The sequence below is a fragment of the Megasphaera jansseni genome, from assembly GCF_047974155.1.
Taxonomy (GTDB): domain Bacteria; phylum Bacillota; class Negativicutes; order Veillonellales; family Megasphaeraceae; genus Megasphaera.
The window spans coordinates 21075-46196 of record NZ_JBHYRR010000026.1; the positions used below are offsets into that span (position 1 = coordinate 21075).

Genomic DNA, 25122 nt, shown 5'->3' on the forward strand with positions numbered 1-25122 from the left:
ATTATGATGACAGAAGCAGAAGTAAGACAGTTGTTAGTAGACACCAAGGCCGTCCTCGAAGGCCATTTTCTCTTGACGTCGGGCCTGCACAGCCCGCTGTACGTTGAAAAATTCAACGTCCTCCAGCATCCGGAATATACGGAAAAGCTCTGCAAGGAATTGGCAGAACGTTTCAAGGACCAGAACGTCCAGACCGTCATGGGTCCTATGACCGGCGGCATCCTGTTGGCTCATGAAGTCGGCAAGGCACTCGGTACGCGGGCTATCTTCACGGAACGTGAAAAGGGCGTCATGACCTTGCGCCGCGGTTTCCACATCGAACCGGGTGAACGCGTCCTCATCGTCGAAGATATCGTCACGACTGGCGGTTCCGTCCAGGAAGTCGTCAATGTCGTCAAGAAAGCCGGCGGCGTCATCGTCGGTGTCGGCCTCCTCGTCGACCGCAGCGGCGGCAAAGCTGAATTCGGCGTACCGAAAGACAAAGTCCAGGCTCTCCTGCATTTGACCGTTCCGACATACAAACCGGAAGAATGCCCGCTCTGCAAACAGGGTATCCCCATGACCGAACGGGGCAGCCACCATCTGAAATAATCTGGGTCAGGAGATGTTTTGTTCATGGAAATGTTATCGGCCATAGCGCCTTTCTTCGTGGCTGGCCTGCTGGGGACGGTGTTCGCCCGTTTTACGGGCATCAATATGAGCATGTGCGTCCTCCTCATGTTCTTGTACATGGGAGCCAAGCCCGTCGAATGTATTGCTGCTATGTTGATGTTTAATGTCTTTACGTATTTTACAGTGTACTCTCAGCTCCATGTCATGAAGATCAAGAGTTTCACCTTTTTCCCCGGCGTGCGCCTGGCCATCCCGATTTTGATTACTATCGCCCTGGCTGCGCTCAATCCTTTCATCGGCATCGTCTTTTTCGTCTTTACCTTCCTCATGGAAATCTTCGCTAAGATTTACAAGGAAATGGATGCCAAGACGCGTCCGACAAAAGGGAAAATCGGCCAGATGGTCGTCATCGCCGGCATCCTGGTGACTATCGGCACGGCTATCGTCCAGTTCATCCCGGAAAATTACTACTACATCGTCGGCGGCGTGACCATCTTGATTTACGCCTTCGTCATGTGGCGGACGGGAGACCGCCGCAAGGGGACGGCCTGGTGGGATAAGATGCTCTACGCATCGACGTTCCTTACCGGCTTGAGCGGTATCGACGGGACCGATTGGCTTACGGCTATGCGCCGCAATCCGGAATCGGTATTGTCCAAATGCTACCCCATCGTCATCAACGGGGCCATGATCATCGGCCTGCTGGCGTCGTATGCCATGTACCAGTATTTCTCGCTGGGCGCCTTGTTCGCCACTATCGGCTCGGCCGTCGGCATCCGCCTGTTCGGCTTGTATGAACATAAAGAAAAAGGAAGCTTCTCGTACCTCACTCTGGGCATTGCCGTCCTGGCAGCCCTGGTGTTCATGATCATCCAGCCAGTACCGACGGGATTCCCCGTCGTGCCCATGGCTGACCAAACGGGTTTCTTTGATTTTTAGTTTTGCAAAAAGCGCTGTCTTTTATGGCAGCGCTTTTTTTGCAAGGCTCCCTTGATAGGGGAGCTGGCCGCCGGAGGCGGTCTGAGAGGTTGTTTTTTTTTCGGAAAACGGCGAGCAACCTCTCAGTCAGCGTTATTCCCAGGATTCAGGCGGGACTGTTGCATGAATGTTTCTGCCAGCATGCGAGGCCCTGTTTACTTTATAGTTTGTAGCACAGAGTTTGTAGTTTGCAGAGAAAACCTTCAAATTTAAAGCCATTCGCTAACAACTAACTGCTAGCCACTAACAACTTTAAAGGGCTTGTCGTCGTGCGACAAGCCCCTACGATTTTTTAATATTAGCAGGAAAACGGCGGGCTTTGTCGAATATATTATATATATCCTCATTTATGACTCGTTTTTTGTTTTGGATAAAGGGGGGATCCCTTATGAAGAAGAGTATTATCTTAGCGATGGTCGTGGCGGCTTTGGCCTGCGGGCCGGCCTGGGCGTATGATGAAGGCCCGATTATGGGACCGTATACGTCGATACCAGGGCTGACGGCGGTGCAGCAGTGCCAGCTGACGGTTGCCGGCAAAGTCATGGACCCGGCGGACGGAGCCGTATTGCAGAAAAACAACGTAGTCATGATTCCCTTGCGGAAGGTGGCGGAACAGCTCGGTTATACGGTGACTTGGGATCCTGATGACCAGAGCGTCCGAGTCGAAATGAATATCGCCTATATCATCGTCAAACCCGGTGAGGACTGGTACGAACGGATCGGGACGATTAAGAAGGTCAATTTGAACCATATCTTCCAATACGGGGCCGGACCGATTAATGTCAACGGCACGATGTACGTTCCGGCACAGCTGTTTGAGGCTTTTTATAACAGCGTCACCATTACGCCGCAGGCCGTGACGATTACGCCGGCAGCGACGGATTGAAGTCGTGAAAAAACTGCTTGACTTTATAGGCCCTGGCCGATACAATATATAGAAGAATATGTGGCAGTCCCGTGAGGCTGTGCGATTCTCATACTTTCAGATTGTACCTTTAATATAGTCCGGAGAGGCTAAAAAGGGACATATTTTGCCATGCTTATAATATGACCTTTGCCCTGCGGCAGAGGTCTTTTTTTTACAAGGAGGATTCGATGGTTAGTATACAGGGCAAAAGCCTGTTGGGGCTCCAGGGAGTACCGAAAGAAGAAATTGAATTGATACTGCGGGTCGCTAAGAAGATGAAAGCCGTCGTCAACAGCGGGAATAAGAAATTATCCCTGCTCAAAGGGAAATCGGTGGTCAACATGTTCTGGGAACCGAGTACGCGTACGCGCGGCTCCTTTGAAATGGCGGCCAAGTATCTCGGCGCTGATGTCATCAACTTCACGCCGCGGGGAAGCTCCATCCAGAAAGGCGAAAGTTTCCGTGACACGTTGCTGACGGTAACGGCCATGGGCGTCGATGCCATCGTCATGCGTCAAAAGCAGGAAGGTTCGCCGTGGTTTGCCGACCGCTGCGTCGACCCGATCATCATCAACGCCGGTGACGGCGCGCACGAACATCCGACGCAGGGCCTCCTCGACATGTTCACCATTCAGGAAGTCAAAGGCCATATCGACGGTTTGAAAGTCGTCATCGTCGGCGATATCGACCACGGCCGCGTAGCCCGCTCCAATATCTATGGCCTCAAGACCATGGGGGCTGACGTCCATCTCGTCGGTCCGCGGACACTGCTCCAGCCGGAACTGGAAGCCATGGGCGTCAAAGTCCACTACGATTTGAAGGAAGCCATCCAGGGCGCAGATGTCATCAATGTCCTGCGTATCCAGAAGGAACGCCAGGGCATCGGCTTCTTCCCCAGTGCCGGTGAATATAATTCGCTCTTCGGTATCAACCGCGACCGCCTCAAATGGGCCAAAGACGACGTCCTCGTCCTTCATCCAGGTCCCATGAACCGGGGCATCGAAATCGAACCGGATACCTGCTACAGCGAATTTTCTTCGATCCAGGAACAGGTCAAGAACGGCGTATCCGTCCGTATGGCCGTATTATATCTGACAATTATGGGAGGCGATGACGTTGACACTACTCGTTAAAGGCGGCAGAGTCGTAAATCCGGCCATGCAGCAGGATGAAATTTGTGACATTCTCATTGAAAATGGTAAAATTAAGGAAGTCGGAGCCAATCTCAGCGCTGACGGCGCCGAAGTCTTCGACGCATCGGGCCTCGTCGTAGCACCGGGCTTCATCGATATGCACGTCCATCTCCGCCAGCCTGGCCAGTCCGGCAAGGAAACGATTGAAACGGGGACGAAAGCTGCCGCTGCCGGCGGTATTACCCGCGTAGCCACCATGCCGAATACCAAGCCGGTCATCGATTCAGCCATCATCGTTGACGGCATGAAGTATAAGATTGAACGGGAAGCCAAAGTCAAAGTCGAAATCATCGGTGCTATTTCCAAAGGCCTCCAGGGTCAGGAATTGGCCGCTATGGGCGCCATGGCCAAAGAAGGCGTCGCCGCTTTTTCCGATGACGGCCGCTACGTAGAAAACTGTGATTTCATGCGCAAAGCTATGGAATATGCCAGCATGTTCCATAAGGTCATCATCGACCACTGCGAAGAACAGAGCCTCGTCGAAGGCGGCAACATGCATGAAGGCGTCGTCTCCAACGAACTGGGCATCAAAGGGCGCCCGGCTGTTGCCGAAGATATCGCCGTCGCTCGCGATATTTTCCTGGCCGAAGCGACACACACGCCGGTCCACATCGCCCACATCAGCACCAAGAACGCTGTCGAACTGGTCCGCCAGGCCAAGAAACGCGGCGTCCAGGTCACAGCAGAAGTCACGCCGCAGCACCTCATCCTGACCGATGAAGCCCTGCGCACCTTTGAAACACGGTATAAAGTCAACCCGCCGCTCCGCTCGGAAGAACACCGCGCAGCCTGCGTCGCCGGCTTGCAGGATGGCACCATCGATGCTGTCGTCACCGACCACGCACCGCATGAATGGGAAGAAAAAGATCAGGAATTCAACCTGGCTCCCAGCGGCTTCGTCGGCCTGGAAACGAGCGTCGGCGCTATGCTGACTTATATGTATCATACGGGCCATATCGACCTCATGACCCTGGTCAACGCCATGTCGACGGCACAGGCCAAGATCCTCGGCCTCGACGCCGGCGTCATCGCACCGGGCAAGGATGCCGATTTGACTGTACTCGATCTCGATAAAGAATGGACGGTAGATTCCTCGAAATTCTATTCCAAGGGAAAAGCGTCGCCTTTCGATGAAATGATTTTCAAGGGCAAGGCCGCAGCTACCATCGTCAATGGTAAAATTGTAATGAAAAACGGGGAGGTTTTATAATGAAAGGTGTCCTCATATTAGAGAACGGACAGAAGTTTTATGGCAACATGCTGATGGATGAACCGGCTGTCGGCGAAGTTGTCTTCAATACGGGCATGACAGGCTATCAGGAAACATTTACCGATCCGTCCTATGCCGGTCAGATCATTACCATGACCTACCCGCTCATCGGTAACTATGGCTTGTTCCACGAAATCGAACAGGCCGATCGTCCCTATGCTGCCGGATTCATCGTCAGCGAGCTCTGTGAAGAACCGAGCAACTGGCAGAATGAAGGCAAGCTGTCTACCTTTATTATGACACACCACATCCCCTGCCTCTACGGCGTCGATACGCGTGCCATTACGCGTGCCATCCGCAGCCAGGGCGTCATGAAAGGCGTCATCGTGCCGGAAACGATGGAAGAAAGCGCTATTAAGGAACTCTTCGATACGCCGTTGGAAACGCAGCTCGTCCGCCGCGTTACGACGCGTGAAATCAAGCACATGGGTGATGGCCGCTTCCACGTCGCCGTCATGGATTACGGCGCCAAAGCCAATATCCTGCGCGAACTGGTTAACAGCGACTGCCGCCTGACCATTTTCCCGGCTGAAACCAAGGCTGAAGAAGTCCTGGCTGTCAATCCGGACGGCATCTTCCTGAGCAATGGCCCTGGCGACCCGAAAGATGTCCCGTACATCGTCGAAGAAGTCAAGAAGATGATCGGCAAGAAACCGATTTTCGGTATCTGCCTGGGCCTGCAGATGCTCGGCCTGGCTTTGGGCGGCAAGAGCCGCAAGCTGACCTTCGGCCACCGCGGTGCCAACCATCCGGTCAAGGATATCCGCACGGGCCGCGTCTACATTACGTCCCAGAACCACGGCTATGTCATCGACGAAGCCTCCCTGCCGGATGATGTCGTCATCACGCATCGCAACCTCCACGACAATACCCTCGAAGGTTTTGAAGTCCCGTCCAAGAAAATCATGTGCGTCCAGTATCATCCGGAAGCTTCGCCGGGACCGACTGATAATTTGTATCTGTTTACACAATTCGTCAAGATGATGGAGGAAAACTAACATGATAGAAGGATTGAAGAAAGTACTCGTTATCGGTTCGGGCCCTATTATCATCGGTCAGGCCGCTGAATTCGACTATGCCGGCACCCAGGCCTGCCGTGCCTTGAAAGAAGAAGGATTGGAAGTCGTCCTCATCAACAGTAACCCGGCGACGATCATGACCGACGAAGATATTGCCGACCGCGTCTATGTCGAACCGATTTCCCTCGACTACGTGACGGAAGTCATTGAAAAAGAACGGCCCGATGGCTTGCTGGCTACTCTCGGCGGTCAGGTCGGCCTGAACATGGCTGTCGAACTGGCCAACGCCGGTGTCCTGGAAAAATATAACGTCCAGCTTTTGGGTACGCATCTCTCGGCAATCGAAGAAGCGGAAGACCGGGAACTCTTCAAGAAAGCCATGAAGGACATCAATCAGCCGGTTCCGGAAAGCGATATCTTTGAAGATGTCCCGTCGGCCATCGAATTTGCCGATAAAATCGGCTATCCGATTATCGTCCGCCCGGCCTTCACCCTCGGCGGTACGGGCGGCGGCATCGCCCACGACGAAGACGAATTGTTCATGATTGCCACGCGCGGCATCAAACTCAGCCCGATTAACCAGATCCTCGTCGAACGCTCTGTTGCCGGCTGGAAGGAAATCGAATACGAAGTCATGCGCGACAAGGCCGACAACTGCATCATCGTCTGCAACATGGAAAACATCGACCCCGTCGGCATCCATACGGGCGACTCCATCGTCGTCGCACCGAGCCAGACCCTGAACGACTTGCAGTATCAGATGCTGCGTACAGCTTCCCTGGCCATCATCCGCCGATTGAAGATCGAAGGCGGCTGCAACGTCCAGTACGCCCTCGACCCGAACAGCAACCAGTATTACGTCATCGAAGTCAATCCCCGTGTCAGCCGTTCGTCGGCCCTGGCTTCTAAAGCGACGGGCTATCCGATCGCCAAAGTTGCCGCTAAAGTCGCTACCGGCCTGACCCTGGATCAGATCACCAACGCCGTCACGGGCAAGACGACGGCTTGCTTTGAACCGACCCTCGACTATTGCGTCGTCAAATTCCCGCGCTGGCCTTTTGAAAAATTCGCCCTCGCCGACAAGACCCTGGGCACGCAGATGAAGGCTACCGGCGAAGTCATGGCCCTCGACCGCTGCTTTGAAGGGGCGCTGCTCAAAGCCGTCCGCTCCCTGGAAATCGGTGTCAACTATATTTCCATGAAGAAGCTCGAAAGCAAGTCCCTCATCGACATCGTCGAACTCCTTCAGAAACAGGATGATGAACGGCTTTTCGTCGTCGCTCAGGCCCTGCGCCTCGGCATCAGCGAAGAAAAGATCCATTACATCACCGGCTATGACCTCTGGTTCCTCCATAAGATCAAGAATATCATCGACTTGGAATTCGATTTGAAACGGAATAACCTGACCGTCGATAATATCCGCCTGGCAAAACGCTACAGCATGCCCGATGCCGTCATTGCCGGATTTACCAACAAGACGGAAGACGAAGTCCGCCAGTTCCGCGTCGACCACGGCATTACGCCGACCTTCAAGATGGTCGATACGTGCGCTGCCGAATTTGAAGCCGCTACGCCGTATTACTATTCGTGCTATGCCGATGAAGACGAAGTCAAGCCGTTGGGCAAGAAGAGCGTCATCGTCCTCGGTTCCGGCCCGATCCGCATCGGTCAGGGTATCGAATTCGACTACTGCTCGGTCCATTCGGCCTGGGCTCTGCGCAAAGCCGGCATGAACAGCATCATCGTCAACAACAACCCGGAAACGGTCAGCACCGACTTCGATACGTCGGACAGCCTGTATTTTGAACCGCTCACGGTCGAAGACGTCATGGCTGTCGTCGATAAGGAAAAACCGGTCGGCGTCATCTGCCAGTTCGGCGGCCAGACGGCTATCAACCTGGCAGCTCCACTGGCCAAACGGGGCGTTACCGTCCTCGGTACGTCTGTTGATGGCATGGACCGCGCCGAAGACCGCGAACGCTTCGATGAAGTCCTGGCCAAATTGAACATCCCCCGTCCGGATGGCCGCATTGCGACCAGCGATAAGGAAGCCATGAAGGTTTCTAAAGAACTGGAATTCCCGCTCATCGTCCGCCCGTCTTACGTCCTCGGCGGCCGGGCTATGGAAATCGTTTACAATGAAAAAGAATTGGAACGCTATCTCCGCGAAGCCGTCATCGCTTCGCCGGACCATCCAATCCTCATCGACGAATACATGGTCGGCCGTGAAGTCGAAGTCGATGCCGTCGCCGATGGTACCGATGTCTACATTCCGGGCATCATGGAACAGGTCGAACGGGCTGGCGTCCATTCCGGGGACTCCATCGCCGTTTATCCGCCGCAGCATCTGGACCAGGAAATGATCGATCAGATCGTCGACTACACGACGCGTATCTCCCTGGAACTCCAGGTCAAAGGTTCGGTCAACATCCAGTTCGTCGTTTCCCGCGGCAAGCTGTATATCATCGAAGTCAACCCGCGTTCGAGCCGCACCGTTCCGTTCCTGAGCAAGGTCACGCATTTCCCGATTGTCGAAATCGCAACCCGCATTGCTCTCGGTGAAACTTTGAAGGATATGGGCTATCACAGCGGCCTCATGCCGGCTAAGAAGCATGTTGCTGCCAAAGCACCGGTCTTCTCGTTCAGCAAGATCGGCCTGGCTGAAATCGCCCTTGGGCCGGAAATGAAATCGACCGGCGAAGTCATGGGTATCGGCCATTCCTATTCCGAAGCCCTGTACAAAGCTGTCAATGGCGCTAAGATGAAGATTCCCGCCGGCGGCACGATCCTCGTCACCGTCGCCGACCGCGATAAAGCCGAAGCCCTGCAGCTGGCTGAAGGCTTCAAGGAATTAGGCTATCACATCATCGCCACCGAAGGGACGGGCAAATATTTCAACGACCACGGTATGCCCGTCGACATCGTCCGCAAGATCCATGAAGGCGGTCAGAATATCGCTACCCTGATCCGCAACGGCAAAATCGACTTGGTCCTCAATACCCTGACCTATGGCAAACATCCGGAACGCGACGGTTTCAACCTCCGCCGCATGGCCGTAGAACTGGCCGTTCCCTGCCTGACCTCCCTCGATACAGCCCGTGAAGTCCTCCGCGTCTTTGCCAACAAAGGCAAAAACGAAGGCTACCACCACGTTGCTGCCCTGCAGGATTACGACATGGAATAGAATTTCGTTGTTCGTTCGTAGTTCATCGTTCATCGCAATCGGTTAATTTTTTAAGCCCATACGACGAACGATGAACGACCTACGACGAACGTAAAAGGGACTGTCGCATGTGCGGCAGCCCTTTTTTTATGCGTGAGGGTCTATATCGTAGGGGCTCGCACGTGCCTTTTCAGCCCGTCAGGACGTGAATGAAATGAATGGCAGGACGGCTGCTGAAACGGACCGCAATAGAGGGCGAGCCCGTCTGCAATTGGGGATATTTCTTTTATATGAATGAAGGGAAATTATATATGAACCCATCGGCGGGTAAGGGGTATCCACCCTAGTTCAGAAGCGGGCGCCCCACGTGGCGCCCCTACAAATCACAGACAGGCGATTTGGAAATAATGTCAACTGTTTTTCCGTACGTGTAGGGGCTCGCACGTGCCTTTTCAGCCCGTCAGGACGTGAATGAAATGAATGGCAGGACGGTTGCTGAAACGGACCACAGTAGAGGGCGGGCCTGTCTGATAATTGGGACATTTCATTTGCATGAATAAAGAGGCGGTTTGTATCGTAGGGGCTCGCACGTGCCTTTTCAGCCCGTCAGGACGTGAATGAAATGAATGGCAGGACGGTTGCTGAAACGGACCACAGTAGAGGGCGGGCCCGTCTGCAATTGGGGATATTTCTTTTATATGAATGAAGGGAGATTATATATGAACCCATCGAACGAGTAAGGGGTATCTACCCTAGTTCAGAAGCGGGCGCCCCGCGTGGCGCCCCTACAAATCGTAAACAGGCGATTCTTATAGTTTGCAGAGAGAAGCTTTAAATTTAAAGCCATCTGCTAGCCACTAGCCACTAACAACTAGCCACTAAAAGGGCTTGTCGCGCGTGCGACAAGCTCTTTTTTGTCGTATAATAAAGGCATACTTTGAAGGGAGGTTTTTGTATGAATATGAAACGCGGGTTAGTTATGTTGTCGTTGGGGGCTGTTGTGGCCTTTGGTGGCTTCACTAGCGGCCAGGCCTTTTTTAACAGTCCCCTGGCTTCGAATAGTCATTACCGGCCGATTAACTTTGGCATGGGCTATGAGATGTACGTCGACTTGAGCTCGATGGAGACGGTAAAGGATGACGGCCAGGGCTGGATTTTCAAGGTCGATCTCTTCCGGTCGCCAGAGGATTCGGGGAATATCGAAGGGAAGTATACGTTGACTTATAAGGTCGCCCACGGTCAGGCCTGGTTGTATAATGATTCGACTCACAGCTGGCAGGAAATCCCTATGCGCAAGAAAGAACTCAAGCACAATCAGATTGCCGATTTCGTTGCCGTCAATCTCTGCTACAAGCAGAAGACAGGCCAGTATCTGAATGACGACTACGGTTATGCCAAGGGCATGGAGCATTACTACAAGGGGGAGTAAGGACAGGAACGGCCCTTCGGGGACCGGCACTGCATCGCGGTGACTGTATCGGCGTTGCCGCGCCGGCGACACACGATGAAGGGCAGGATATATCTGCTGCTGTGGCTCGGCTGGAACAGGCCGGCTATCGCGTCAAGATGACGCCGACAGTCACCGGGAATTATGGTTTCTTTTCCGGGACCGATGCGGAACGGGCCCGTGACATCAACGCCTTGTTTCACGATGATGACGTCAAGGCCATCCTCTGCCTCAATGGCGGCTATGGCTCGGCGCGTATCCTCGATAAGCTGGATTATGAATATATCGCAGCTCATCCCAAACTGGTCATCGGTTTCAGCGATGTGACGGCTTTGCAGCTTGCCCTCTGGGAAAAATGCCGCTTAGTCACAGCCAACGGACCGCTCATGGTCACCCTCGGCGGCTCCGATGCCTATACGGCAGGCCAGTTCTTCCAGGGTCTTACGACGGACCGCTGGCAAGGGCCTTTAGCCCTGCCGGCTGGGCGGAAGCTGACGACTATCGTGCCGGGGAAGGCAGAAGGGCCAATCCTCGGCGGGAATCTGACGGTCCTGACGTCCCTGGTCGGCACGCCCTATGCCCTCGATGGGACGGGCTGCATCCTGGTCCTGGAAGATACCGGCGAAGATGCCTACCGTATCGACCGCATGCTGAACCAGCTCTGGCAGAGCGGCCTCTTGTCCCGCGTCGCCGCTATCGCCTATGGCGATTTCACCGACTGCCCCAACGACCCGGGCGACTTCACGACGGACCAGGTCCTGGATTATTATGCCCATCTGGCCGGAAAACCTGCTATCAAAGGACTGCCCGTCGGCCATACGAAGGACAAGGCCTTCGTGCCTTACGGCGTCAAAGTCCGCCTCGATGCCGGCAGAGAGGGCACGTCGCTTACCTTTATTGATGGTTGATGTTTGCGGTCCAGGGCCGTTGCAATATATGCATGTCGAACATAAATCATCGCCTGAGTGCGATTTGTAGGGGCGCCACGCGGGGCGCCCGCTTCTGAACTATGGGGGATGAACACTACTTGCCAGATGGGTTTACATGTAGTCCCTTTATTCATATAAAGGAGATGTATTCAATTGCAGGCGGGCTCGCCACGTGCGAGCCCCTACTAATATTCATGTAAAAAATCGTGTATAATTCTTGACAAAATATTAAAATGCATCTATAATGAATAAAAATTCAAGTAATAGTCAGGGCACAGCCCATGTGATATAGGAGTGATGAAGTGTGAAAACGAAAGTATTCATTGATGGTCATGAAGGGACGACGGGCCTTCGGATTCATGAACGGCTCAGTACCCGCCAGGATATCGAACTGGTTCCCATTGCCGACGATGTCCGCAAGGATCCCGACGCCATCCGGGCCTGCATGAAACAGGCCGACATCGCCTTCCTTTGTCTCCCTGACGGTGCCGCAGCCGAAGCCGTAACCCTGGCCGAAGGCTGTGATGTCCGCCTCATCGACACGTCGACAGGACGGCGGGTGGCACCGGGCTGGACTTATGGGTTCCCCGAATTATCGCCCCAACAGGCTGCGGCCATTGCCAAGAGCGACCGCGTCGGCAATCCGGGCTGCCACGCCAGCGGCGCCATTTCCATTTTACAGCCCCTGACAGAAGCCGGCATCGTTCCGGCCGATTATCCGGTGACGGCCTTTTCCCTGACCGGATACAGCGGCGGCGGCAAAAAGATGATCGCCCAGTACGAAGGCGACAAAGGGCAGGATTTATATGCACCGCGCCAGTACGGCCTGGTACAGCAGCACAAGCACCTGTCGGAAATCGTCACTATCTGCCATTTGACGCAGGAACCGGTCTTTACGCCTATCGTCGACGACTATTACAGTGGCATGGAAGTCATGATTCCTTTCTTCAGCCACTTGTTGGCAAAAAAGGTGACAGCCCGCGACGTCTGGCAGATTTTGGCCAGCCATTACGACGGCTGCCCCTTCGTCCACGTCCTGCCCTTTGGTGAAGACAAGGGCGGTTTCATCGCAGCCAATGACATGAGCGGCTACGACGATATGGAAATTTTAGTTACCGGCAACGACCAGCGCATCATGGTTACGTCCCTGTTCGACAACCTGGGCAAAGGCGCTTCCGGTGCGGCTATCCAGAATATGAACCTCATGATGGGCATTGATCCCACGACGGGGCTGAATTTAAAGTATTAGATGAATCAGATGAAAGGTGGAGTCAGTATGAGTCAGGGTTATGATAGCCTCAGCGTACCGCAAGGATTTCAGGCTGCCGGTACGTACAGTGGATTATGCAGCAGCCGTGTGAAATTGGATGTCGCTATGATCGTAAGCCGACGCGACTGCTCCATCGTTACCGCCACGAGCCAGGGCCTGATGACTCAGTCCGGTAAGGTGCTGCTCCTGCACAACGGTACGGCCCTTCCCGACGGGCCGCGGGGCCATGAGATTTCTCAGGAAGTCTGCCAGGCTGCCGGGAAATGCATGGATGAAGCGCCGGACGATATCGCCCTGGTCGCCAGCGGGGCCAAAGGGCAGTATTTCCGCCCGTCCCTGCTCATCCACAGCCTCAAGACGCTGACCGCTGGTTTAGGGACTGACAGCCAGCCGTTGGAAGCGGTCCTGGATAATGCCGGCGATGTCACGGCTTATCAGGTATCCCTGTCCACTGGCCTGCATGGCTGTTCCTTGAGTGGTGTCGCTGCAGACGGCACGGCCGACAGCAATGGTTTATGTGTCATCATGACCGATGCCCAGGCTGGCAGCGCTGTCATTGAAGGCGCTCTGGCTCAGGCCAAAGCCGCCATCGACACAGAAAACTTCACGTTCATTGTCATGGCCAATGGCATGGCTGGCAGCAGTCCCTGCCGTCAGGAAGACCTGGCAGCCGGACTGGAACAATTATTGAAAAAATTAGGCTTTCAGAATTCATTGAAAGCTTGCAGTTAATGGGGGAATCTATTGTAATGTTTAAAAGAATCGAACTTGTCTCGGAAGATGTCAAATCCGTAACGAATGCCCAGAAGGCACAAATCTTGATGAACGCCTTGCCGTACATCAAGAAATATAGTGGCAAAATTGTTGTCGTTAAGTACGGCGGCAATGCGATGATTAATGAAGACCTGAAAAAATCGGTTATGGGCGATATCGTCCTCCTGAATCTCATCGGCGTCAAAGTCGTCCTCGTTCACGGCGGCGGTCCGCACATTAAAGAAACGCTCAATAAATTAGGCATGGAATCGAAATTCCTCAATGGCCTGCGCGTTACCGATGCGGAAACGATGAAAGTCGTCCAGATGGTCCTGGCCGGTCAGGTCAACAAGGATCTGGTCAATCTCATCGGGACGATCGGCGGTAAAGCCATCGGGCTCTGCGGGATTGATGACCAGATGATCAAAGTCCAGAAACAGAGTGATGAACTGGGCTTTGTCGGCCGCATTACCGACGTCGATGTATCCATTATCAAAGATAATCTGGATAAAGGGTATATTCCCGTCATTTCGACGATTGGGACCGATACCAATGGGCAGGCCTACAATATCAACGCCGATACGGCAGCCGCTAAGATAGCCGGGGCCCTCAATGCGGAATGTATGCTGTCCATGACCAATATCGACGGCGTCCTCAAAGATAAGGATGATCCGGATTCGCTGTTGACGGAAATTACCCTTGACCAGGCACGGCAGCTGGAAGATGACGGCATCATTGCCGGTGGTATGATTCCTAAAGTCCAGTGCTGCACCGATGCCATCAAGGCCGGTGTCAAACGGGTATTCATCATCAACGGCACCGTCCCCCACGCTATACTCATTGAAATGCTCACCGAAGAAGGCCTGGGCACGATGTTCGTAGGGCACTATTCAATCGGCAAATAACTAACTAGCATGCGAAGATAAATTTTTTTCGTTGGTCGTAGGTCGTTCATTGTTCGTCGTATGGAGATTAAAAATATCAAGCCATCACGATGAACTACGAACGAAAAACGATCTCTTTGAGCGGTCTGCGGAGCCGTCAGGCTTCCAGCATAATTACAAGAAAGAAGGAATTCCCTAATGGCAGAAGATTACAAAACCCTTGATAAAGAATATATCGTCAATGTATACAACCGGGTCGGTGCGGTATTAGATCATGGCAAAGGTGCGATTTTATATGATGTAGATGGCAAGAAATACATCGACCTCAGTGCCGGTATTGCCGTCAATATCTTTGGTGTCTGTGATGACGTCTGGATTAAGGCCGTCGAAACGCAGCTCCATAAATTAAGCCATATTTCCAACGTCTTCTTTACAGAACCGCAGACGGTCCTGGCCGAAAAACTCTGCCAGAAAACGGGCATGAAGAAAGTCTTTTTCTCGAATTCCGGTGCCGAAGCCAATGAATGTGCTATTAAGACGGCTCGTAAATATTCGCATGATAAATACGGCGATGGCCGCTATACGATCGTTACCTTGAAGAACAGCTTCCATGGTCGTACCATTGCCACCTTGACAGCCTGTGGCCAGGATTCGCTCCATCAGGACTTTGGTCCCTTCGTCGATGGGTTCGTCTATGCTGAACCGGATGATTTTGTCGATATGAAACGTCTCTGCGAAGAAAATAAAGTCTGCGCCATCATGATGGAAATGGTCCAGGGCGAAGGCGGTGTCCATCCCCTCGACAAAGAATACGTCCAGCAGGTCGCAGAATATGCTCATGACCATGATATTCTGATCATCGTCGATGAAGTCCAGACCGGCAATGGCCGGACGGGCTATCTCTATTCCTACATGGGCTATGGCATCCATCCCGATATCGTCTCGACGGCCAAAGCCATCGGCGGTGGTCTTCCCCTGGGGGCCACGATGTTTGCCGATTCGACGCAGCATACCCTGACCAACCATACCCATGGCTCGACCTTTGGCGGCAACCCGATTTGCACCGCTGGCGGCATCTCCATCATCGACCGCCTCGATGACGCCCTCATGGCGGAAGTCCGGGAAAAAGGGAAGTACATCAAAGAAGAACTGGAACAGTGCGAACATGTCGACCACGTATCCGGCATGGGCCTTATGATTGGCGTCGCCCTTAAGAATAAAGCCCTCATGGACGTCGTCGAAGGCTGTGTCGACCACGGTGTCCTCGTTCTTACGGCCAATGGCCTCCTGCGGCTTTTGCCGCCGCTCAACATCCCCTGGGATGAATTGAAAGAAGCCATCAGTATCGTCAAGAAAGTCATTGATAAATAGAGCAGATAGTTTGTAGTGAAAAGGCGCTGTCGCATGAAGACAGCGCCTTTTTTTGCAGTCAGCGGCTAGCTGTTAGCAGTCAGGATAGACTCATGAATTGAACGCAGTTCGCTACAGTCCTGTGGACCATAAAAATTACACGGCCATTGGCCTTGTGCTAGGGGCAGCCAGCTGCGATGTTTAACCATAACTGTTCTTGGATAATGGCAGGCTTTTACGAACTGCCTGTAGTAAGCTACATTCATGTTTTATTTAAAAATATGTAAATATTTTGTCGTTATATAGTAGCGATAATACAATATTAAATTAATAAAATTATAATATATGATGATAATCGTTCAAATATCACAGATATATGACGATAAAAACGTGACAAATGACACTTAATTTAGTATAATGGTACACAGATAACAAAAAGGTTATTTTTGTTTAATTTTGTGTCAAGAAGGGGGTGAAACCGTATGGCTCCTGAACGTGGTATTTGTAGAGTATCAGCAACTTTACAGACAGGGATTCTGTGTGCTATGATTCATGAAAATACACGGGGGGGGGTATAACTATGCTTTAAATCTGGTAAAAATGGCGATTAGCCTTCATATACATGATTTTTGGAGACAGTGTACTCGTATGCTGTCTTTTTTGTGTACTCAAAACTCCTCCTGCCCAAGAGCATATGGGAATGGCAATCGTAGGATTTGCCATGCGGATTCTTTGCTGCCCGGAGCCATATATTTGTAAATGTCCTCATTAATAAATCATAACTGTTACAAATATATGGCAGATTTCAAAAGAAGCTAAGGAGGAAACGAGTATGAAATTATCAGGTAAAAAATTAACGACAGCTATTTTGGCGGGCTTGATGGGTGCTACCATGTTCGGTGGCAGCGTATTTGCAGAAGTTACGGATCAACAGATTCTAGAATTACAACAGGGGGTTAATGCAAATACTCAGAAGATTAACCAGCTGGAAAATGCACAACAGCAAGCAAAAGATTATTCTAAAGACATTGATGCTAACACAAAAGCTATTAATGATGAAACGACCGCTCGTACGGCAGCAGATACAAAATTACAGAGTAGCGTAGATGCTAACGCAAAAGCTATCGCTGATGAAGCGACCGCTCGTACGGCAGCAGATACAAAATTACAGAGTAGCGTAGATGCTAACGCAAAAGCTATCGCTGATGAAGCGACCGCTCGTACGGCAGCAGATACAAAATTACAGAGTAGCATAGATGCTAACGCAAAAGCTATCGCTGATGAAGCAACCGCTCGTATGGCAGCAGATACAAAATTACAGAGTGGTGTAGATGCTAATGCAAAAGCTATCTCTGATGAAGCAACTGCTCGTGATCAGGCCGTTGCTCAGGAACGGGCAGAACGCAAAGGTGCTGATGCTGCGCAGGATAAAGTCATCAGCAATCTCAATAAGAATGTAACCGATGGTTTCAATGCAATCAATCAGAATATCGGAGCGATTACAGACCAGCTGAATAAAAACGACCTTGCGGAACAGCAGGCTCGTGCGGCTGCCGATCAGGCAGAAGCCAATGCACGTGACGCAGCAGACAAGACATTGCAGAGCAATATCGATAACGAAGCAGCTGCCCGTCAGACAGATGTTAAGAACCTTCAGCAAAACATTACGGATGCTTTGACCAACCAGGGAGCAGTCAATGATACATTAACTAAAGCCGTACAGGCTAACTCTGAAGCTATCGTTACGAATTCACAGAATTTGGAAAAACATCTTACTGAAACCGATAGCCGGGTAGATAAGGCAAATGCTGAAATCCATACCAACGCAGGCAATATTGCTCAGAACAAACAGGATATTGCCGATATTCAGAATACCTTGAAAGATGCCAATGCAGTTGCTTCGGCTGATGCTACGAAAGCTGCTAACAAAGCTGCCAGTGATGCTACAGCTGCTGCTAACAATGCCAATACAGTTGCCAAAGGCTTGAATGATAGAATTACATTGATTTCTAATAACCAGACCGTTACCTCTGAAAGTGATTTGATTAAAAAAGATCAGTCTATCGGTCAGAATCTTTCCAATGTAGACGCGGCATTGCATAAGGAAATTGCAGCCCGTATCGGTGCCGATGCTGCACAGGATAAATTGATTTCTGCTGTCACAGAAACGGCCACTACGACAGCTAACAATCTGGCAACCTTGAATCAAAATGTTGCTGATGGGTTCACTGCATTGAGTAAGACCGATAAAGCACTTGCAGATGCGCAGGTTGTCACATCTGAAAGCGATTTGATTAAGAAAGATCAAACCATTGGTCAGAACGTTACCAATGTAGACACGGCATTGCATAAGGAAATTGCAGCCCGTATCGGTGCCGATGCTGCACAGGATAAACGCATCAATGAAACAGCCGAAAATCTTAGTACGTTAAATCAGAACGTGGCTGATGGTTTCACTGCATTAAATCAGGCTGATGTCAACGAAGCCGCAGCTCGTGAAGCTGGCGATCAGAAACTGGATACCCGTATCACTAATGTAAAAAATTACCTGCAGGATGAAACAGAAAAGAACTACGTCAGCAAGGGTATGTACAATCGGGAAACCAGTGTTGCTGATGGTGCCTTTATAAAGGAAAATCAGACCGTAGGCCAGAACCTGAATGCAGTTGACAAAGGACTCAACGACGAAATTGCAGCCCGTATCGGTGCTGATGCTGCACAGGATAAAGTAATCGAACAGGTCAATGACAATCTGGTAAGCTCTGTTAACACGATTAATCAGAACATGGCTGATGGTTTTAATGCGCTGAGTGCCGTCGACCAGCAGGAAGCTCAGACTCGTGCAGCTGCTGACCAGACATTACAGAATCAGATTACAAACAATACCCAGGCTATTGGCACAACGAAAAATGGTAACTACGTTAAAGCCAGCAATTCTGTAGGTGCTAACCTGAATGCTTTGGATGCCCAGGTAGGCCAGAATAGTAACAACATTAACCAGTTGTTCAGCGATTACAGCTCCATGAAGACAGATATCGATAAAGTAGGTGCTCGTTCTGCTGCATTGGCAGGTTTGCATGCTGTAGATTATGATCCGTCTAACAAACTGAGCTTCTCCGTTGCTTCCGGTTCCTTCCGAAGCGAAAACAGCGTTGCCGTTGGTGCTTTCTATCGCCCGAACGAAAATATCATGTTCAGTGCTGCCAGCACCATGGGTGATTCTGACAATGCTTATACCTTTGGTTTGAGCTTCAAGATTGGCCCGTCCTCGGCTAAGACCAAGACCACTTCGCCGGATGCTGAAGAACTCTACAAAGTTGTCGGCCAGTTGCAGGATCAGTTAGCTGCTCAGCAGAAAGAAATTGAACAGCTCAAAGCTGACAAAGCAAAATAAATTATTGTGACTTTACCAGAAAGAGCCTGTCGCACGTTCATCGTGCGCAGGCTCTTTTTCTGTGTGACGTTTGTCATGAATCCTGGCTATGCACAGGATTCGCGCGGGCGCGCCACGTGCACGCCCCTACGAAATCGCATACAGGCGATGGGGATGAACGAGGTCACAGGTCACAAAAAAACGGCCCGCGGCCGAACTGTAGGGGCTTCCACGTGGGAAGCCCGCTAGAGAAATTTGGCTGTAACTTATTCGAGAATAATAGCAGGATTTTACGAGCCACGAACCACGCGCCACTATTTTTTCACGAGCCGAGGGTCACTCGAGGCGAACTGCGGGGCATCAACTCCAAAAATTTGACGAACGACGAACAATCTACGATGAACGAAAAAATGCCGGCGGCCTGCAATCAGCGGGGCCGTCAAGTATCAACATACTATTTGCGAAATATTTTTCTTGCTATTCATGAGGGAATTGCGTACAATAGGGCTGTATTATTAAAATATCACTGCAAAGGAAGAGGATAGGGAGAGAAGACATATGAAACATTTGAAGATAGCGTATAGCTTTGACGTACAGTATTATTTCGTTGACAGCGAGCGGGAAATCGTGCCTATTGAACAGACGGATTTCACGGATATTGCGGTGGCTGTTATTTCGGATCAGGATTTCGCCTATATTGATAAAATCGATGAAACGGGGTTTGGCATCCCCATCATGGTTATCATGCCAGGCGGCGAAAAAATGCCGGATCAATATATTGATAAGGTCGATGTCGTCTTTACGGAAGAAATGGTCAATAAGAGCCGCTGTATTGCTACGGCAGAACGGCTGGCCAGCCGTTATGAACATTCTGTACTGCCGCCGTTTTTTGCCGACCTCGTCGATTACGTCAGTGAAAAGAACACGCCTTTTGACTGCCCGGGCCATCAGGACGGCCTGTTTTTCAAGAAGCATCCGGCAGGACGCTATCTTTATGATTTTTATGGACCGCATATTTTTCAGTCCGATATCTGTAATGCCGATGTGACCCTCGGTGATTTGCTCATCCATGAAGGGCCGGCACTGGAAGCGCAGGACTTTGCGGCTGAAGTGTTTCATGCCGATAAGACGTATTTCGTTCTCAATGGCTCTTCGTCGTCGAATAAGGTCGTCACCAATGCCTTGCTGACGCCGGGAGATTTAGTCCTCTACGACCGCAATAACCATAAATCGGTGGCTTTAGGGGCACTCATTCAGGCGGGAGCGACGCCGGTCTATCTGGAAACGGCCCGCAATCCCTATGGTTTTATCGGCGGCATTGACGCCCACTGCTTTGACGAAACGTATCTGCGCCAGCTGGCAGCGGAACGGGATCCGGAAAAAGCGAAGGCTAAACGCCCTTTCCGCCTGGCCGTCATCCAGCTTGGCACTTATGACGGGACTTTGTACAATGCCCGCTATGTCATAGATCGCATCGGACATCTCTGCGATTATATCCTCTTTGATTCGGCCTGGGTCGGCTATGAACAGTTCATTCCCATGCTCAAGGACTGCTCACCGCTGCTTCTCGATTTGCATGAAGACGATCCGGGTATCATGGTTGTTCAATCGGTTCATAAACAGCAGGCTGGCTTTTCACAGGCTTCGCAGATTCACAAGAAGGATAATCATATCCATGGCCAGGCCCGTTATTGCAACCACAAGACGTTCAATAACGCCTTCATGGCCAATGCTTCGACGAGTCCTTTTTATCCCATGTTCGCCACCATTGCGGTCAATGCGAAAATCCATGCCGGGGCAGCAGGACGCAAGATGTGGATGGATTGCGTAAAAATGGGCATCGACGCCCGCAAGGACATCCTGCGCCGCTGCCATTACATCCGGCCTTTCGTAGCCCCGACGGTACACGGCAAACCCTGGCAGGATGGCAATACGGATGATATGGCCAACGATCTGGCTTATTTTACGTTTGAACCGGGAGCTAAATGGCATGCTTTTGAAGGGTATGGACCGGGACAATATCTCGTCGACCCGTGCAAATTGTTATTGACCACGCCCGGCATCGATGCAGAATCGGGACAGTACGAAGACTTTGGGATTCATGCCAATATTCTGGCTACGTATCTGCGCGGTAACGGCGTCATTCCGGAAAAATGTGATTTGAATTCGATTTTATTCCTGCTGACACCGGCTGAAAATAAGAATAAAATGCGCCTTCTCGTATCCCAGCTGGTCCGCTTTGAACGTTTCGTCGACCACGATGTACCGATGCAGGAAGTTCTCCTCGGCGTCTATAACTCGCATCCGGACCGCTACGCCGGCTATACCATCCGCCAGCTCTGTCAGGAAATGCACGATTTTTATCAGGCGCGGAACGTCAAAGACCTGCAGAAGAAGCTCTTCCGCCGGGAATACTTCCCAGAATATGCTATGAATGCTCAGGATGCGCAATATGCCTTCATCCGCGGTCAGGGGGAACTGGTACCCCTTGATGAAATTGAAGGACGCATTGCCCTGGAAGGGGCCCTGCCGTATCCGCCGGGCGTCCTCTGTGTCGTACCGGGCGAACGCTGGTCCCATACGGCTGTCCAGTATTTCAAGGCCTTGGAAGAAGGGCTGAATGAACTGCCAGGCTTCGCTTCGGAAATCCAGGGCGTCTATTTGGAAAAAGAAGACGATGGCCGCATTCATGCTTATGGCTATGTGTTGAAGGAATAGGAGAGCCTGCTAGGGTTTCTGCCATCATGCGAGGTACCTTAAACTTAAAAGTTTTTCGTTCGTAGTTCATCGTTCATCGCGATAGGGGGATATTTTTAATCCTATACGATAAACGATGAACGAACTACGATCAACGTAAAAAGAGACTGTCTTAATGGGACAGTCTCTTTTTTCTACAACAATGTCTTTACGGCTTCGGCAATTTTTTTGGCGATGTACGGATTGTTCATGGTGTAGACGTGGATACCATCTACGCCGTTGGCGAGGAGATCTGCAATCTGGTCGATGGCATAGGCGATGCCAATGTCCCGCATCGCTTCCGGTTTATCGCCATATTTGGCAATAGCCCGCTGGAATTTTATCGGGAGCGTAGCCCCGCACATGGATACCATGCGTTCGATTTGAGCTTTATTGGTGACGGGCATGATACCGGCTTCGATGGGAACCTGGATGCCGGCGATTTCGCAGCGTTCGAGGAAGCGATAGAACATCGTATTATCGAAGAAAAGCTGGGAAATGAGTTCATTTGCACCGGCGTCGACTTTGATTTTTAAATTGCGGACATCGGCAGCCAAAGTTTTAGCTTCGGTATGACCTTCCGGATAGCAGGCGCCGATGACGTTGAATTCTGGTGCCTTTTCACGGATGAAGGCGATGAGGTCGCTGGCGTGTTCAAAGACATGAGCCCGTTCGCGTCCCGGTACTTCATCGCCGCGCAGGGCCAGGATGTTTTCGATGCCAGCTTCTTTCAATTCTTTCAGGTTTTGCAGGGCAGCTTCTTCGGTGAGGTAGATGCAGGGCATGTGGGCCGCTGTTTCACAACCTAATTGCTTGATGTACGTAGCAACTTCGACGGTACGGTTGCCGCCTGTGCCGCCGGCGCCGCAGGTGACGCTGATGAAATCGGGATGGAGTTTGCTCAGTTCATCCAAGGTCGGATAGACCGTTTCGACGGGGATATCCCGTTTCGGCGGAAAGACTTCAAAAGAAAAGACCGTTTTTTTAGCAAAAAGCTCGTTCGTATGCATATATGTGACTTCCCCCTATGCTGTTGCATGTCAAAGTTTTCTTAAAGGCTAACTACTTTAAATAAGAAAGGAGTCGTGTATGTAAAGAAAATCTTTGCTGTGACGACTCCTATATAAACTTTTTAGATTAGAAGCTCGGCAGGATAGCGCCCTGGTATTTGTCTTCGATGAATTTCTTGACTTCCGGAGACTGGAGTGCTTTGACGAGTTTCTGGATTTCCGGACGGTTTTCATCACCATCGCGGACGACGAGGACGTTAGCATACGGCGAATCTTTCGGTTCCAGGAAGAGGGCGTCTTTCAACGGATTGAGGCTGGCTTCCATTGCGAAGTTGGTGTTGATTAAGGCGATGTCTACGTCATCGATGGAACGGGGAATCTGGGCGGCTTCGAGTTCGACGAACTGGAGGTGCTTATCATTCTTTTCGACGTCCTGTACGGTCGAAGTGATGTTACCGCCGTCTTTCAAGCCGATGAGGCCGGCGCTCTGCAAGATGAGGAGGGCACGGCCGCCGTTAGTCGGGTCATTGGGGATGGCGACTTTCGCGCCGTCCGGCAGGTCTTTCAGGTCTTTGATCTTATGGGAATAAATGCCCATCGGTTCGACGTGGATTTTGGCGATGGCTTTCAGGTTCGTGCCGTGTTCGCTGTTGAATTTATCGAGGTACGGGGAATGCTGGAAGAAGTTGGCATCCAGTTCCTTATCGTTGAGGGCCAGGTTCGGTTTGACGTAGTCTGTGAATTCGACGACTTTCAGGTCGACGCCTTCTTTCGCCAGGAGCGGCTTGATTTCATTGAGGATTTCCCCGTGCGGTACCGGCGTTGCGCCGACCGTGACGGTGACGTTTTTAGAAGACGAACCGCTGGAAGCGGAATCACTGCCGCAGCCGGCAGCCAGGAAGGCGACGGCCAGCAGGGCCGAAGCGGCGAGAAGCGAGAGTTTCTTGAGATTTTTCATGAAGATTCCTCCTGTCAATAAATATAGACGATTACTGTTCCGTCATTATCCATAAAAAAGACCTCTTTCCGAAAGAGAAAGAGGTTGCTTACTGATTCTTTATCTCTCGGAATGCATCCGCAGGAATTGGCACCGTCGTCATCGGTTGCCGGGTTTCATAGGGCCAGTCCCTCCACCACTCTGGATAAATGTCGTTCTGAAATTGTCTTACAATTTAGTTTATCATGGATGTGTAATTTGTCAAGAGTTCATCCATGACATTGACAAAACTATACTAAAAGCGTATCATTTAGGCAACAATCTTAAGAGGGGGTATCATTTATGATTCATTGGAAAAAGAAATTCTTACCGTTCGCGTTATTGGCTGTATTGGCTGTCGGCCTTGCCGGCTGTGGTGGCCAGGGGGACAATGGCCAGGCAGCTGGCAGCAGCGACAAAGAAATCAAAATCGGGGCTACGGCCGGACCGCATGCTGAAGTCGTCGAAGCGGTCGCTAAGGAAGCCGAAAAACAGGGGATTCACATCAAAGTCGTCGAATTTTCCGACTATATCACGCCGGATAAAGCGCTGGCCGATGGTGACATCGATTTGGTCAGCTATCAGCATAAGCCCTTTTTGGACAATTTCAACAAGCAGAATGGCACCGATTTAGTGCCGATTGGCAATACGATTCTCATGCGCATGGGGATTTACAGCGACAAATATAAGAGTGTCGATGCCTTGCCGGACGGCGCCGTCATCGCAATCCCGAATGACCCGACCAACGGCGGCCGCGGCCTGGCACTTTTACAACGTGCCGGTCTCTTGAAGCTCAAAGACGGTGTCGGCTTCAAAGCTACGCCGGCTGATGTCGTAGATAATCCGAAACACTTCCAGTTCAAAGAAATCGAAGCCGCCCAGCTGCCGCGCAGTCTCGGTGACGTTGATGCCGCTGTCATTACGATGAACTACGTCATGAGTGCGGGCCTCAATGTCAAGGAACAGGGGATTTTCCTGGAACCGAAGGATGAACCGCTGGCCGTCATGGTCCTGGCTGTCAGGTCGCAGGATAAGGATAACCCGACGTATAAGAAGATTGCCGAAATCTTCCATTCCGATGCGGTCAAGCAATTCATTGCCAACAAATACAACGGCACGATTGAACCGGCCGAATAACCTGGGATAAGTCCTTGACAATAGGCGCATAGCAAGTATATAATCCCAAGTTTGACACTTAAAAAAGAGTAAAAGGCTGAAAACCCAGTAAATACAAGGGTTTTCAGCCTTTTCT

18 protein-coding genes and 1 riboswitch are annotated in these 25122 nt (G+C 51.3%); of the genes, 16 read left to right on the forward strand and 2 right to left on the reverse strand.

Annotated features, from left to right (window positions below; genetic code table 11):
- Nucleotides 1-3: 3 nt before the first annotated feature.
- From pyrE to speC, 15 genes are all read left to right on the forward strand, one after another.
- Complete coding sequence (pyrE, locus tag ACE418_RS10155; RefSeq protein ID WP_020310986.1) at nucleotides 4-591, forward strand: orotate phosphoribosyltransferase; 588 nt, start codon at nucleotides 4-6, stop codon at nucleotides 589-591.
- 24 nt (nucleotides 592-615) lie between these two features.
- On the forward strand, nucleotides 616-1551 hold the full coding sequence (locus tag ACE418_RS10160) for a hypothetical protein (RefSeq protein WP_416450499.1): 936 nt from the start codon (nucleotides 616-618) through the stop codon (nucleotides 1549-1551).
- A 427-nt stretch (nucleotides 1552-1978) separates the two neighbouring features.
- A complete protein-coding gene (locus ACE418_RS10165; protein WP_416450500.1) occupies nucleotides 1979-2476 on the forward strand; it encodes a stalk domain-containing protein in 498 nt (165 codons plus the stop codon).
- Between the two features lie 209 nt (nucleotides 2477-2685).
- Nucleotides 2686-3630, forward strand: coding sequence for an aspartate carbamoyltransferase catalytic subunit (locus ACE418_RS10170; protein WP_416450501.1), 945 nt, complete (start codon nucleotides 2686-2688; stop codon nucleotides 3628-3630).
- On the forward strand, nucleotides 3614-4900 hold the full coding sequence (locus ACE418_RS10175) for a dihydroorotase (RefSeq protein WP_416450502.1): 1287 nt from the start codon (nucleotides 3614-3616) through the stop codon (nucleotides 4898-4900). The genes ACE418_RS10170 and ACE418_RS10175 overlap by 17 nt, the downstream gene beginning before the upstream one ends.
- Entirely contained in the window at nucleotides 4900-5958 is a 1059-nt protein-coding gene (gene carA / locus ACE418_RS10180; RefSeq protein WP_014015806.1) for a glutamine-hydrolyzing carbamoyl-phosphate synthase small subunit, read from the forward strand. The genes ACE418_RS10175 and carA overlap by 1 nt, the downstream gene beginning before the upstream one ends.
- A gap of 1 nt (nucleotide 5959) precedes the next feature.
- Nucleotides 5960-9163, forward strand: coding sequence for a carbamoyl-phosphate synthase large subunit (gene carB / locus ACE418_RS10185; protein ID WP_416450503.1), 3204 nt, complete (start codon nucleotides 5960-5962; stop codon nucleotides 9161-9163).
- A gap of 934 nt (nucleotides 9164-10097) precedes the next feature.
- Nucleotides 10098-10571 (forward strand): hypothetical protein, encoded by a 474-nt coding sequence (locus ACE418_RS10190; protein ID WP_416450504.1) that lies wholly within the window; start codon nucleotides 10098-10100, stop codon nucleotides 10569-10571.
- A gap of 47 nt (nucleotides 10572-10618) precedes the next feature.
- Complete coding sequence (locus tag ACE418_RS10195) at nucleotides 10619-11497, forward strand: S66 peptidase family protein (protein WP_416450516.1); 879 nt, start codon at nucleotides 10619-10621, stop codon at nucleotides 11495-11497.
- A gap of 325 nt (nucleotides 11498-11822) precedes the next feature.
- A complete protein-coding gene (argC, locus tag ACE418_RS10200) occupies nucleotides 11823-12767 on the forward strand; it encodes an N-acetyl-gamma-glutamyl-phosphate reductase (protein ID WP_416450505.1) in 945 nt (314 codons plus the stop codon).
- A 27-nt stretch (nucleotides 12768-12794) separates the two neighbouring features.
- Nucleotides 12795-13520, forward strand: a complete 726-nt coding sequence (locus ACE418_RS10205; protein WP_416450506.1) for an arginine biosynthesis protein ArgJ — start codon at nucleotides 12795-12797, stop codon at nucleotides 13518-13520.
- Nucleotides 13521-13537: 17 nt separating this feature from the next.
- Nucleotides 13538-14446: an acetylglutamate kinase gene (gene argB / locus ACE418_RS10210; RefSeq protein WP_416450507.1), complete on the forward strand. Its 909-nt coding sequence runs from the start codon at nucleotides 13538-13540 to the stop codon at nucleotides 14444-14446.
- A gap of 177 nt (nucleotides 14447-14623) precedes the next feature.
- Nucleotides 14624-15796, forward strand: coding sequence for an acetylornithine transaminase (locus tag ACE418_RS10215; RefSeq protein WP_416450509.1), 1173 nt, complete (start codon nucleotides 14624-14626; stop codon nucleotides 15794-15796).
- Nucleotides 15797-16607: 811 nt separating this feature from the next.
- Entirely contained in the window at nucleotides 16608-19169 is a 2562-nt protein-coding gene (locus ACE418_RS10220) for a YadA-like family protein (protein WP_416450510.1), read from the forward strand.
- A 537-nt stretch (nucleotides 19170-19706) separates the two neighbouring features.
- Nucleotides 19707-21866: an ornithine decarboxylase gene (gene speC / locus ACE418_RS10225; protein ID WP_416450511.1), complete on the forward strand. Its 2160-nt coding sequence runs from the start codon at nucleotides 19707-19709 to the stop codon at nucleotides 21864-21866.
- A 173-nt stretch (nucleotides 21867-22039) separates the two neighbouring features.
- On the opposite strand, the gene metF is transcribed toward speC, so the two are convergent.
- A complete protein-coding gene (gene metF / locus ACE418_RS10230; protein ID WP_416450512.1) occupies nucleotides 22040-22894 on the reverse strand; it encodes a methylenetetrahydrofolate reductase [NAD(P)H] in 855 nt (284 codons plus the stop codon).
- A 127-nt stretch (nucleotides 22895-23021) separates the two neighbouring features.
- Nucleotides 23022-23852: a MetQ/NlpA family ABC transporter substrate-binding protein gene (locus ACE418_RS10235; RefSeq protein ID WP_416450513.1), complete on the reverse strand. Its 831-nt coding sequence runs from the start codon at nucleotides 23850-23852 to the stop codon at nucleotides 23022-23024.
- Between the two features lie 96 nt (nucleotides 23853-23948).
- Nucleotides 23949-24043: riboswitch (SAM riboswitch) on the reverse strand.
- Between the two features lie 130 nt (nucleotides 24044-24173).
- Between ACE418_RS10235 and ACE418_RS10240 the strand changes: the two genes are divergently transcribed.
- Nucleotides 24174-25007 (forward strand): MetQ/NlpA family ABC transporter substrate-binding protein, encoded by an 834-nt coding sequence (locus tag ACE418_RS10240; RefSeq protein ID WP_416450514.1) that lies wholly within the window; start codon nucleotides 24174-24176, stop codon nucleotides 25005-25007.
- Nucleotides 25008-25122 lie beyond the last annotated feature (115 nt).

Bases quoted from the DNA above. Each gene is read 5' to 3' on its own strand.
- ACE418_RS10205 (WP_416450506.1), top strand. From the start codon at position 12,795: ATGAGTCAGGGTTATGATAGCCTCAGCGTACCGCAAGGATTTCAGGCT.
- ACE418_RS10220 (WP_416450510.1), top strand. From the start codon at position 16,608: ATGAAATTATCAGGTAAAAAATTAACGACAGCTATTTTGGCGGGCTTG.
- ACE418_RS10240 (WP_416450514.1), top strand. From the start codon at position 24,174: ATGATTCATTGGAAAAAGAAATTCTTACCGTTCGCGTTATTGGCTGTA.
- carB (WP_416450503.1), top strand. From the start codon at position 5,960: ATGATAGAAGGATTGAAGAAAGTACTCGTTATCGGTTCGGGCCCTATT.
- argB (WP_416450507.1), top strand. From the start codon at position 13,538: ATGTTTAAAAGAATCGAACTTGTCTCGGAAGATGTCAAATCCGTAACG.
- ACE418_RS10190 (WP_416450504.1), top strand. From the start codon at position 10,098: ATGAATATGAAACGCGGGTTAGTTATGTTGTCGTTGGGGGCTGTTGTG.
- ACE418_RS10170 (WP_416450501.1), top strand. From the start codon at position 2,686: ATGGTTAGTATACAGGGCAAAAGCCTGTTGGGGCTCCAGGGAGTACCG.
- ACE418_RS10235 (WP_416450513.1), bottom strand. From the start codon at position 23,852: ATGAAAAATCTCAAGAAACTCTCGCTTCTCGCCGCTTCGGCCCTGCTG.
- ACE418_RS10160 (WP_416450499.1), top strand. From the start codon at position 616: ATGGAAATGTTATCGGCCATAGCGCCTTTCTTCGTGGCTGGCCTGCTG.
- carA (WP_014015806.1), top strand. From the start codon at position 4,900: ATGAAAGGTGTCCTCATATTAGAGAACGGACAGAAGTTTTATGGCAAC.
- metF (WP_416450512.1), bottom strand. From the start codon at position 22,894: ATGCATACGAACGAGCTTTTTGCTAAAAAAACGGTCTTTTCTTTTGAA.
- speC (WP_416450511.1), top strand. From the start codon at position 19,707: ATGAAACATTTGAAGATAGCGTATAGCTTTGACGTACAGTATTATTTC.
- ACE418_RS10215 (WP_416450509.1), top strand. From the start codon at position 14,624: ATGGCAGAAGATTACAAAACCCTTGATAAAGAATATATCGTCAATGTA.
- pyrE (WP_020310986.1), top strand. From the start codon at position 4: ATGATGACAGAAGCAGAAGTAAGACAGTTGTTAGTAGACACCAAGGCC.
- ACE418_RS10165 (WP_416450500.1), top strand. From the start codon at position 1,979: ATGAAGAAGAGTATTATCTTAGCGATGGTCGTGGCGGCTTTGGCCTGC.